Here is a 12,387-nt window from a genome sequence, read left to right on the forward strand (position 1 = left end):
AAATTATATAACTCCCTATTTGCTCAATTTCAAAATTCTGAATGCACCCTGGACCACCAAAACAAAAACTACTCCTCCAATGATCAAATCTGGAAGACTGGAATTCAACCAGTTGACCAAAAGAGCAGCTACTATAACGCCTAAGTTTATGATTACATCATTGGAGGTGAAAATCATACTTGCCTTCATGTGAGCATCTTCTTTACTTTTTGACCTTTGTAAAAGGTAAAGACAAAGAGCATTAGCGAGTAGTGCAAAAATTGAAACTATAAGCATCGTTGAAAAGTTGGGGACTTCTTCCATCCCGAAAAACCTACTTAACACTTCTGAAAAACCTATTAGAGCAAGTACAATTTGAAAATACCCCGCAAGTTTTGAAATTCGTTTTTTCTTCCGAATAGTCCCTCCCACCGCAAATATACTAATGCCATACACTAAGCTATCTGCAAGCATATCTAAACTGTCCGCAACCAACCCCATGGATTTGGAAAATATTCCTGTAGCCATTTCGATAAGAAAAAAAACGAAGTTGATTGCAAGTACATACCAGAGGAGCCTTTTCTGGTTGGAATCCTCAAGGAAATCAGTCTGGTTAGTAAGTTCTGTGGATAGTTTCCTACTTCCCAAATTCAATTCATAAATTGACTTTTCAATCTGTTCTATTTCCCCCATATGAAAGACAATCAATCTTCTGTTGGGTATATCAAACTCCAGGTTTTTAACAGAAGTAATTCCATCCAACTTTATCCGAATCAGATTTTCCTCGGAAGGACAATCCATCTGTTTTATTTCAAATAGTGACTTCTCCATTTAGTAAAATAATTAAACTGCTGCTCATTCATTCAATATTATCAATTCCTTTCGTAGCCAAGCAGTCTCAATGCATTTACTACAACTACAATGGTAGAACCTTCATGAATCAATACAGCAACTCCAATAGATGCGAATCCAAAAATTGTAGCAGGTATTAAAAGTCCCACTACACCTAAACTGATCCACAGATTTTGTTTGATAATCCCTTTAGCCTTTCTACTCAGTCCAATTGCAAAAGGTAATATTTCCAACTTATCAGCCATTAAAGCTATATCGGCAGTCTCCAGAGCTACATCAGACCCTGCTGCCCCCATTGCAATACCAACAGTACTAGCTGCCATAGCCGGAGCATCATTCACCCCATCACCTACCATAGCTATCTTGGATTCTGACTGCTTTAATTGCTTGATAGCCTCAACCTTTTCTTCAGGCAACAGACTTCCTTTTGCCCCCGTCAGTCCAACCTCTTGGGCTATTGCATCTGCTACTTTCTGATTGTCCCCGCTGAGCATAATCATCTTTTTAATCCCAATTTCCTTGAGCGCCGCAAGGGTGGACTTTGCCGCAGCTCTTGGAGTATCCATTAACCCGATGATACCAATATAAGTATCGTTTTTCCTCACCAGTATGGTTGTGTTCCCATTGGATTCCAAAGATTCTATTTTCTCGATAATTTCTTGTGAGGGTTTGTTATCATCCAGCGCTTCGTACAAATCCAGATTGCCAATATAAATTTTATCTGCTCCCACATTTGCCTTTATGCCCTTGCCAAGAACGGCTTCCAATGAATCCGCCTCTGGGATTTTCTTTCCTTCCATCCTTTCTTTACCGTCTCTCACCACGGCTTTCGCCAAGGGGTGATCACTTAGCCCTTCCACCGCAACTGCGGTTCCCAGCAACTCGTCTTCTGAAATACTATTCCATGCGATTACCACTGTGATTTTTGGTTTTCCCTCTGTCAAAGTTCCCGTTTTATCAAATGCAATTGCGGTTAGAACTCCCAAATCTTCCAGTGGTCTTCCTCCCTTAATCAAAACTCCTTTTTTTGCTGCCCGGGCAACGCCACTCAATACCGCACTAGGTGTTGCAATTGCTAGCGCACACGGACTTGCTGCCACCAAAACTGCCATTGCGCGATAAAAACTATCACTAAAAGGCTCATCCAACACCAAAAAGGCAAAGCACAGTAGTACTACCAATACCAGAACCGATGGGACAAAATACTTCTCAAATTTATCGGTCAGCAGCTGAGTGGGTGATTTCTGCGCTTTGGCTTCATTGACTAAGGTAATTAACCTGGAAACAGTAGAGTCTTCTGCAATTTTCAACACCTTAATTTCCAAGGTGCCGTTTCCGTTGATCGTTCCTGAATATGCCCTGTTTTCCTGAGGCACATTATCTAGGGAAATATGCTGTTCATCCTGTTCTTTTATAGCTTCCTTGTCCACAGGTATACTTTCACCAGTAATAGGAGATTGGTCCACAGCACTACTTCCCTTTACAATAACCCCATCTGCCGCAATTCTGGAATTAGGCTTAACAATGATGATATCATCGACCTCCAACTCTTCAATTCCCACTTCCACCGAACTGCCTTCAGTTTTCTTTAAGGCGGTTTTTGGTGCAAGAGCTGCAAGTGATTCAATGGACTTATGCGCTTTTCCCATAGCGTAATGTTCCAATGAATGCCCAAGACTAAATAGAAACAGCAACAATGCACCTTCTGCCCATTCTCCCAGGATCGCAGCACCTATGGCTGCGACCAACATGAGAAAATCAATTTCAAAACCTCCCTTTAATATGGTTTCTATCGCCTCTTTCGCGGTATAGAAGCCCCCAAAAAAATAGGCTCCTATATACATGGCAAGACTTACCCATTGAGGCACATCTTCTAAAAAACTCAGGCCAAACCCAATTCCCAAAAGAGCTCCACAGCAAATGGAGAAAATCAATTCACTATTCTTTCCGAATATCCCAGAGTGTTCCACTTTTTCCTGTTCCATAGGTTTTCTATTTAAGTTTCATGTTAGTAGTGTTTTTCACAAAATGATTAATGGTGCCCGCCTTCTTCTTCACTATTCTTTGCCTTTGAAAGTAAGGTAAATGCTCCCTTTGTCACCAGTTTAATATCCTGATAGACAAGACTGGAATCCAAAAGGGTCACCTGCGTAAATCCGTCCTCCTTATTACCCATTTCTACTTCTATCATTTCATAGTCATATGCGGGCTCTCCATTCTCGTCCCGTTGCCCCAAGTAAGAAAAAATGAAATGCTTCTCCCCAAATCTTACCACCGCATCATCTGGTGCTACCAAGACTTCTTCGCTTGCAGTTTCTATTTTTGCTGTCACATACATCCCTGGGAGCAAATCGGTGTTTTTACTGTCAAAATGCCCATGAACAGTCACCGACCTATCTTTTCGAACTCCCTTACCAACCAAAAACACATGGGCTTCTCTCCATTCATCATTCGTATTGGCGAGATTGAATTTGATGCGCTGATCTTTCTTGATTTTGGGGATGTCATTTTCATAGACAGAAAGCTCCACATGGAGATCATCTGAATTCGTTAAATCCATGATTACATCCTGTGGGTTTACATATTTGCCAATATTGGTATATACATCCAGCACAGCTCCAGCCACAGGAGAGTAAATATTCACGACAGATTTGATTTCCCCGGACTCCACTTTCTCCGGATCAAAGCCAATCATGGTCAACTTGGCTTTGGAGGTTCTGATTCTAGCTTCATTGGCCAGAAAATTACTTTTGGATTCTTCAAATGTCTTTCCGGATGCCACTTGCTCACTGTACAATTTCTCCTGGCGTTCATATTCAGACTTCAGATAAGAACTGTTTGCCAGGCTTTCCAAATAATCCTGTTGAAACTGAATGAATTCAGGATTTTCTATTGTCACGAGTAGTTGGCCTTTTTTCACTTCATCCCCAGGAAGGAGTGTAGTATTCTTCACAAATCCCCCATAAGGCATTGTGATGGAAATATTATTTTGAGGCGGAACGTCTATCACCCCGTTGACCATCAGTTCGCTGCCAATTTCCCTAAATTCCAGCTTGCCTAGCTCAATCCCGGTGACATCAAATTGTGCCTGACTCAGTTCGACCCTAGATTCATTTTCCTCATGATCCCCCTGAATTTCAATGCTGTCAACCTTAGACCCACAGGACGTGGCAATTCCAAGAACAAGTAATGTGAAGAGACTATTTATGATATATTTTTTCATCTGTTTATAGTTTGATTTGCTATGGTTATATGAATCTCGCATTCCTTAATCACCTTAGAATCTGACTTTTTATTCATGCTTGATTTCATATTATTTCCGTTTGATCGGTTTTAGTTGATACCCGATAAGAATTCGATTTGAATAAGTGTTTGATTGGATTTGTCCAGTAAATCCAGATAGTTGAAGTACACATTCAAGCTTCTATTGAGTCCTTGTGTGTATTCCACATAGCCAATTTCACCACTTTGGAAACCTCTCTGGGATTGTTTTAGGATAAGCTCTGCTTGAGGAAGAGCACTATCTTCATAAAAATCCAAACTGGTCTGGAATTTTTGGTACTCGAGAAGTAAAGAGGTGAATCGGTTTTCGAGCTCAATGGTGAATGCTGTTTCTTGTTCCTCTGCTTCAGCAATTCGAATTGATTTTGATTTAATAATCGCTGATTGTGATTTCAAACTGAAAATAGGAATGGCTAAACCCACCTGAAATCCATCAAAACGGTCTTTTGAGCTGTAAACTACGGGATCTCCAGACATCGTTTGACCTGGCCCATTGAAGGACTGATTAAAATACCCTAGTTTGATGTCCGGCATCAACCGAGATTTTTCGACTGACTTTTCCTTTTCTGTAATGGCAATTTGCTGCTGAACCCAGGCTAATGTAGGGTTGTCGGCGATACTATTCTGGTCCAGAGAAAGCTGAGGTGAATTTTCCTTCAATTCTCCCATTTCAGGCTCAATCGTAACTTCTGCATTGATAAGCATTGTCAACCGTTTGGTATTGATCTCCACATCGGCATTGTTCTGAGCTATCATAGCCTGGATCTCAGCCACCTGGGTCTCTGCGGTTGCCTTTTCCAAGAGATTGGTTTCACCAGACTCAAACCTCAAGGAAGCTGCAGATGCAAACCGGTCATAAATACTGTCTTGCCTGGCAAGTAATTTCCCTTTTTCCCTTGCAGTCCACAACGCATACCAAGTGGATTTCACGGATCTGATCAATTCATTTTTACTCATCTCCACTGCCAACTCACCAGAAACTATTTTAGATTCAGCCAATCCATTTTGTCGGCTATAGGTGGTCGGAAACTCAAAAGTCTGGGAAACCGAAAACCGGCTGTCGTTGGTGAAGGCACTGTTTGTTTGGCCATATTCCATGTCCACAGCTGTTTTCCCAATATTCCAGCTTGCCCCTTTTAATGCCCGCTGTTGTTCCAATCTAAGTCCTTCAGCTTTGACACTTGGATTGTTTTCCAAAGCCAGTTCTATTGCCTGATCCAGGGAAGTAACATGCATTGGAGTTTGTGCATAGGAAGATAAATTTCCTAAGGCCAAGAATCCAATCACCAGTAACCCTACGGTGCCTTTGGGTCTTCTCAAACCTCTTTCGAAATAATAGTATAATATAGGTAATACAACCAAAGTCAGGATGGTGGCCGTGATCAGTCCACCAATCACTACGGTAGCCAGTGGTTTTTGAACTTCCGCTCCACTTGAAGATGAAAGCGCCATTGGCAAAAAGCCCAAAGATGCTACGGAAGCAGTCATAATTACGGGTCTTAACCGGGTTCTAGTTCCCGAATAGATCCGTTCAAATATGTCCGTGACCCCTTCCTTTTTCAGATTGTTAAATTCAGCAATCAGAACTATACCATTAAGTACAGCTACGCCAAACAGTGCAATAAACCCAATTCCTGCAGATATACTAAAAGGCATTCCACGTAAGGTCAAAGCGAAAATCCCTCCGATGGCGGAAAGAGGGATAGCCGTAAAGATCAAAATACTCTGTTTGATAGAACCGAATGTGAAGAACAGCAAGACAAAAATCAATAACAAAGCCAACGGAACTGCAATCCCCAGTCTGGCTTTTGCTTCAACCAAATTTTCGAATTGGCCTCCGAATGTCACAAAATAACCCGTTTCAAATGTTACAGCATTTTCAATTTTGGACTCTATTTCATTAACTATGCTTTCTACATCCCGATTTCTCACATTGAATGCGACTACAATTCTCCGCTGGGTATCATCCCGCTGGATTTGATAGGGGCCTTCTTTTACTGAAACTTCAGCTACTTGGTATAGCGGGATCTGCTCTCCGTTAGCCCGGGCGATAAAAAGATTCTGAACATCCTCAATATCATTTCTTTTAGTCTGATCGAGTCTTATTACCAGATCAAACCGTTTTTCCCCCTCATAAACCTTCCCGGCTGAAGCACCTGCAAATGCTGCCTGTATAGACCGATTCACTTCTTTTATACTTAGTCCATATTTAGCCAGTTGAGCCCTTTTGTAATCAATGACTATCTGTGGCACTCCCGTCACTTCCTCTATATAAATATCTTCCGCTCCTTCTACACCTCGTGCTATCTGTCCTATCTGGTTGGCGTATTCAGATAGTTTTTCAAGGTCTTCTCCATAAATTTTGACAGCCACATCCTGACGCACCCCAGACATTAATTCATTGAAGCGCATTTGTATGGGTTGTTGAAATCCAAAGTTGACCCCTGGCAAAACTTCCAAAGCTTCAGACATCTTATTTGCCAAATCTTCCCTGTTGGTAGCTGAAGTCCACTCACTTTTATCCTTTAAGACAATCATCATATCCGCAGCTTCAACTGGCATGGGATCCGTTGGAATTTCACCTGCCCCGATTTTAGATACAACTTCAACTACCTCTGGAAATTGGTCCAAAAGAATCTTCTCTGCCTGGGTTGTAGCCTTCATGGTATTCTGAAGGGAAGAACCAGTGACCACCCGCGTTTCCACAGCAAAATCCCCCTCTTCCAGAGTAGGTATAAATTCTCCACCCATACGGGAAAAAACCCAACCTGAAACAATCAATAAAACCAAGGCTACACTAATGACTATTCCCCTATGATGCATAGCCCATCGAATGGAAGGGTCGTAGAAGCGATGGAAAAATCCCATGATTTTATCAGAAATATTAGGCTTGTCACTGATCTTCTTGCTTAGAAAAAGTGCAGAGATCATGGGCACGTAAGTAAGCGAGAGTATAAATGCACCAAGAATAGCAAAAGCCACGGTCTGTGCCATTGGTCTGAACATCTTACCCTCAGTTCCAACCAATGCTAAAATTGGTAGATATACGATAAGAATTATAATCTCACCAAACGCAGCTGAATTTCGGATTTTACTTGCAGAAAGAAACACCTCTTCGTCCATCTCCAGCTGTGTCAGCTTTGTTTTCCTTTTCACCAAACCTAAATGATGCATGGTTGCCTCAACTATAATGACGGCTCCATCTACAATTAATCCAAAATCAATTGCCCCTAAACTCATCAGGTTACCAGACACCCCGAATAGATTCATGAGTGAGAAAGCAAAAAGCAGGGCAAGTGGAATTACCGAAGCCACTATCAGCCCTGCTCTCAAATTGCCAAGCAAAAGCAGCAAAACAAAAATGACAATCAAGGCGCCCTCAATCAGATTTTTACTAACTGTGCCAATGGCATTGTCCACAAGTTTGGATCGATCCAAAAAAGGCTCTAAAGTCACCCCTTCGGGCAATGTTTCTTTAATTTCTTCGATTTTTGATTTGACGTTATCAATAACCTCTGCCGAATTTTCACCTTTCAGCATCATTACAATCGCACTGACTACTTCACCTTCACCATTCCTGGTGGTAGACCCATAGCGCACAGCATTACCAAGCTGTACTTTTGCGACATCTTTAATGAGAACTGGAATCCCATTTTCATTTACCCGTACGGGGATATTATTGATATCCTCAAAAGAACCTACCAAGCCTTCACTTCGAATAAATAAAGCAGTTAGATCCTTCTCAATATAGGCTCCACCGGTATTTTCATTATTATCTTCAAGCGCCTGGAAAATATCAGCAATTGATACATTCAAAGATTTGAGCCGATCAGGCTCTATGGCGATTTCATATTGTTTGAGATACCCTCCAAAGCTGCTCACATCAGCTACCCCTGGCGTACCAAGTAGCTGCCTTCTGACTATCCAATCCTGAATAGTTCTAAGTTCACGTGCATCATATTTGTCTTCATAGCCAGGTTCTACACCAACTACATATTGGTAAATTTCCCCTAACCCTGTGGTAATCGGAGCCATCCCCGGAGCTCCTATCCCCGGAGGTATTTGTTCTTTGACTTCGGACATGCGTTCATTTACCTGTTGTCTGGCCCAATAGACATCCACATTCTCCTTAAACACAATGGTAACAACTGACAACCCGAAACGCGAAAAGCTTCTGATTTCTTCAATGTCAGGAATAGTGGCCATCGTGATTTCGATGGGAAATGTGATTAAACGCTCTACTTCTTCAGCCGCCAATGACGGGGAAGTAGTGATTACTTGTACTTGATTATTGGTAATATCAGGAACTGCATCAATGGGAAGTTGGGTAAGTGAATACCCGCCCACAATGACTAATCCTATGGTAAGTAGCCCGATTATCAGTTTATTTTTAACTGAGAACCGGATTATATTATCCAGCATAAGGAATTAAGTTTTATGAATTAAAATGGAAGTGGGCAGATTTGCCCAAAGAAAAAAGCACTCACAGCAATCCTAAACAGGAATATCAAGTATTCTGATCAGGATAAATTGCTACGAAATGAAATGAGGGAATTAGCCCCGAGGAGGCTGAAAAAGTTCACCTAAAACCGGTGAGGTAAAAAGGAAATTATAATAGCTTTCTGCTTGTACCTTCTCAGTAAAAGACTGAGGTACTACAAATTCAGCAATGGAGGAGAAATAGATTGAAGGGTGGGAACAGGTATGATTTCCGTGAAATGGTAAATTCTCATGATTTTCTTCGTCATGACCTGTATTATCATTCCCGTGATCTATGTAATCTTCAACGACGAAGTCTAATACTGAATCACCATGCTCCTTCTGATGCTCTCCAAAATGTAAAAACAAGAAGGGAAGCTTTTGTATCTGACAGCATAAATCCAAATTCATCGACAACATCCCCAAAAGGAGTAGCGCAATAAATGATTTATTTCCAAGCCGTTTCATATTTGCAAAGCTACAAAATAAAGTAGTGCAAGGCTATTGCAGAAAATTCTATAGTAAAATCCAAGTATCCTTTTGGGATGTTTTAATAAGCAGATGAGCATGAATTTCTGATTTGTTGTAAACTGGCTCCAATAGTTAGAAAAAGGGTGTTTCTGGATTAAATCAACTGTCTATCTTTAGAGTTTTACTCCCACTTCTTCGAGGTAAAAAAAGCATAAGAATAGCCTATTCAGTTATCACATACTTCACAGTCAGATTTTCCGACAAGCTGATTTTTTTCATTGACCTGATATTTACAACAGATCCTGAATCTTTCCTTTAATATCTCCTTTGCCCTCCTAATCCTACCTTTGGTGGATGCCAAACTGATCCCTAGAAGATTTGCAGTTTCCTGTTGGGACTTTCCTTCCAAATAGACCAGCTGGACAGGAGTTTGGTAAAGTTTAGGGAGCTCATCAATAAACCGGTCCAGACAACAGGGAGTTTCCACATTAGTCTCGGAAATTGGTTCCTCTACAGGCTGGGAATCACGTGAATTGAAATAGTTGGCTATTTCATTTCTGGTAATCTGGAATAGCCAGCCCTTGAGTTTACTCCTGTCCTTTAGCTGATACTTTTTTTCATGGATTTTCAGGAAAGTAGTCTGTAGAATATCCTTTGTTGCCACCTCATCTTTCACCCTTTTTAGGATAAAGAAGAATAGGGTTGAATAATATTTCTGATAAATTTCTTCGGAATCCATAGATAGTAAATTAGAAATTAATCCTGAGATTGTTCCTTTTAATTACAGCAGGAGCAGGTTTCACAATTACATTTTTCACAGGGACAATTGCTCTTTGAGCAATCCACACAATTGCATTGATCACAGGAACAGGATGTACAGGTACAAGAATTCATATTTTAATTGTTTTGGTTCACTTAGTAGACCAGAAAGTGGGGAAAAGGATACATTTTTTATAAATAATTTTTGGAAACCTTTTTCTCTCAAGGGTTGCGTCCTTCAAATTCAGTGACGCATACATCATTCAGGAATGTGTTCGAATGAAGACTGCCAAAAAATGATATTTCAGAATTCGTATGGTTCGTACAGTCCGTACCCCTGGAAATGTACGAGAAATACGAGGCAGAAATTCGAATCAATTCCAATGTATTTAATGAGGTTAAATATCACTCGAATTAAAAAGCGAAGACCGACATAATGGAAATAATAATATGATTCCATTTACGCTCAAAAAATTCTTTACTTTAGTCTATTAAGCCATTGAATGTAAACATTACTATTGCCCTATTCCCACATCGAATAATTAAGAGTGATTTTTAATTACCCTTCCTAATCACCAAATGCTTCTTCCCTGGATCATTCAATAACTTTCCCATTTCAGCCTGAATAATATCCTGCACATCCTGCTTGATCTGCAAATAATTTCGCTGCACGATAGCATTGTCCCGCTTTCGGATTTCAGGAATGGGCTGGTAGTTATCCTGCTCCTTTTTCAATACCTTATGATCGTTAATAATTTCAGAATGAAATGCTTTTAGGCTCAGTTTACAATCTGGATTATCTGCTACCATCCCTACAAATTCCCCTGATGAAAGAGATGATATGGTAGAAGGTGGAACAGCAGACTCCAACTGTTTTGATCGACTGACAGAAGTATCTGCACTGTTTATGGAAAGGCTCTGCCTGTCTTGCATGATCTTCCCTATCCTATCTGATAATTGTTTGGCAGAATCCCCATTCACCTGCCCTGAAATGATATTTCCAACTATGCCCATAATCACATCGGCAAGTTCTCGTCCATAGTCTTTTCTAAGCTGGCTAAGATCCTGAACTCCCAATGTAGTAGCAACTTTATTACTCCTTGCCGTAGCAATCAGACTGTCCATTCCGTTCAAATAGATGGTCGGAAACTCATCGAAAATCAGACTGCTTTTTAGCTTTCCCTTTTGGTTTACCAGCTTCACTAGACGGTTTACATACAGTGAAAGTACTGCTCCATAAATCTGAATTTTCTGGGGATTGTTTCCCATGCAAACCAACTTTGGCTCCTCCGGATTATTGATATCCAGCGTAAAATCATTGCCTGAAAGCACGTAATATAACTGAGCTGAAGATAGTCTTGCCATGGATATTTTAGCCGATGCTATCTGTCCTTCCAGCTGCTCCATCACATCGTTGAGGTAGGCATTTACAAAAGGATTGATGAGCACATCAATGTCCTTTTCGGTTCGCAATACTGTGAACAACTCATCGTAATCAACCTGCATCAACTCGATGACATGCGGCAGCGTGCAGAATTCTCCACCGTTGTATTTTCTCAAAAACCAGATGATAGCAGTCAGGAAATTGATCGGTGATTCCACAAAAAAGTCTCCTTGCTTTTTGATCCATTCCCTGTTCAAACCCATCAATATCGTCCGGGCTGATTCTGCTGCATCAGTAATATCCAACATGGTCTCCGGTGCCAATGGGTTGCAGCGATGGCTCCGTGTAAGATCATCAAAATTGATAACATAGAATGCTGGAACTACATTATAACTAGCCTTATTTTTAAGCCAGGTATTGTAAACAATGGATGACAGATCATCGAATTTAAAGTCATACACAAACATGGAAAAGCCCTTTTTGATGTGCTGGGTGATCACATGTCGGATGACAAAATAGCTCTTTCCCGAACCCGGTGTTCCCAAAACCATCAGTCCACGAAATGGATTGATGACATTGATCCAGCTGTCTCTAACCTTTCCTTTCAGTTTATATTTTGCAGGTAGATTAACTGAGAATTCATTTTCTAGCAGCCGTTCTTCTTGAGGGAATGTTTCATTCTCTGAATTGAAAACATCACTACTGAGTTTGTCATAAATAATTCTAGAAAGCTTAGTTCCACCCGAAAGGATAAGCAAAAAACCTAAGGAGGTAACTGTCATGTAGGTAATCGAAATCCATTCTATTGGCGCTTCCCACAGCATCAAGACGTAACTGCCTGAATAAAATACCAGGCCCAAAACGCCATAAACCGATGCTGTTTTGGCATTCATCTTTTCATTCTTCCTACCCTTGATTCCCAAAAGTGAGATCGCAAGCAAGGCAATCGCAATAAGCTTGGAGGTATAAAAATTCTCAAAGAGACCGGTACTTATAACATTCTCTAATACTCCATCAGTCAGATCTGAAACCAGTCCCCAATCTTTGAAAGTAGCATAGCAATAGTAATAAAAATGCAGTCCCAAAACCCCAACTCCCATTAAGCGGGTCATGTCCAAAATCTTGCGTAATCCCTGTTCGTTTTCTCCAGTTTGCATCCCCATCCCCTCCTAGTTTAATCC

Annotated in this window: 7 protein-coding genes; all 7 read right to left on the minus strand. The window is 40.8% G+C overall.

Annotated elements, in window-relative coordinates:
- Nucleotides 1-15: 15 nt before the first annotated feature.
- The 7 genes from ID165_RS13355 to mobC all read right to left on the minus strand — a co-directional run bounded on the left by ID165_RS13355 (nt 16) and on the right by mobC (nt 12,363).
- Complete coding sequence (locus ID165_RS13355) at nt 16-810, minus strand: cation transporter (RefSeq protein WP_111612294.1); 795 nt, start codon at nt 808-810, stop codon at nt 16-18.
- Between the two features lie 41 nt (nt 811-851).
- Nucleotides 852-2,816, minus strand: coding sequence for a heavy metal translocating P-type ATPase (locus ID165_RS13360; RefSeq protein WP_192085335.1), 1,965 nt, complete (start codon nt 2,814-2,816; stop codon nt 852-854).
- A gap of 47 nt (nt 2,817-2,863) precedes the next feature.
- Nucleotides 2,864-4,054, minus strand: a complete 1,191-nt coding sequence (locus ID165_RS13365) for an efflux RND transporter periplasmic adaptor subunit (RefSeq protein ID WP_111612296.1) — start codon at nt 4,052-4,054, stop codon at nt 2,864-2,866.
- Nucleotides 4,055-4,164: 110 nt separating this feature from the next.
- Nucleotides 4,165-8,535, minus strand: a complete 4,371-nt coding sequence (locus ID165_RS13370) for a CusA/CzcA family heavy metal efflux RND transporter (RefSeq protein ID WP_192085336.1) — start codon at nt 8,533-8,535, stop codon at nt 4,165-4,167.
- Nucleotides 8,536-8,667: 132 nt separating this feature from the next.
- Nucleotides 8,668-9,060, minus strand: coding sequence for a hypothetical protein (locus ID165_RS13375; RefSeq protein WP_192085337.1), 393 nt, complete (start codon nt 9,058-9,060; stop codon nt 8,668-8,670).
- A gap of 229 nt (nt 9,061-9,289) precedes the next feature.
- Nucleotides 9,290-9,802, minus strand: coding sequence for a sigma-70 family RNA polymerase sigma factor (locus tag ID165_RS13380; RefSeq protein ID WP_111612299.1), 513 nt, complete (start codon nt 9,800-9,802; stop codon nt 9,290-9,292).
- A gap of 575 nt (nt 9,803-10,377) precedes the next feature.
- A complete protein-coding gene (gene mobC / locus ID165_RS13385; RefSeq protein ID WP_192085338.1) occupies nt 10,378-12,363 on the minus strand; it encodes a conjugal transfer protein MobC in 1,986 nt (661 codons plus the stop codon).
- Nucleotides 12,364-12,387 lie beyond the last annotated feature (24 nt).

The organism is Algoriphagus sp. Y33 (assembly GCF_014838715.1).
Classification (GTDB): domain Bacteria; phylum Bacteroidota; class Bacteroidia; order Cytophagales; family Cyclobacteriaceae; genus Algoriphagus.

Excerpts from the sequence above, each read along its gene's own strand:
- ID165_RS13380 (WP_111612299.1), bottom strand. The coding sequence starts at position 9,802 with ATGGATTCCGAAGAAATTTATCAGAAATATTATTCAACCCTATTCTTC.
- ID165_RS13360 (WP_192085335.1), bottom strand. The coding sequence starts at position 2,816 with ATGGAACAGGAAAAAGTGGAACACTCTGGGATATTCGGAAAGAATAGT.
- ID165_RS13365 (WP_111612296.1), bottom strand. The coding sequence starts at position 4,054 with ATGAAAAAATATATCATAAATAGTCTCTTCACATTACTTGTTCTTGGA.
- ID165_RS13355 (WP_111612294.1), bottom strand. The coding sequence starts at position 810 with ATGGAGAAGTCACTATTTGAAATAAAACAGATGGATTGTCCTTCCGAG.
- mobC (WP_192085338.1), bottom strand. The coding sequence starts at position 12,363 with ATGCAAACTGGAGAAAACGAACAGGGATTACGCAAGATTTTGGACATG.
- ID165_RS13375 (WP_192085337.1), bottom strand. The coding sequence starts at position 9,060 with ATGAAACGGCTTGGAAATAAATCATTTATTGCGCTACTCCTTTTGGGG.
- ID165_RS13370 (WP_192085336.1), bottom strand. The coding sequence starts at position 8,535 with ATGCTGGATAATATAATCCGGTTCTCAGTTAAAAATAAACTGATAATC.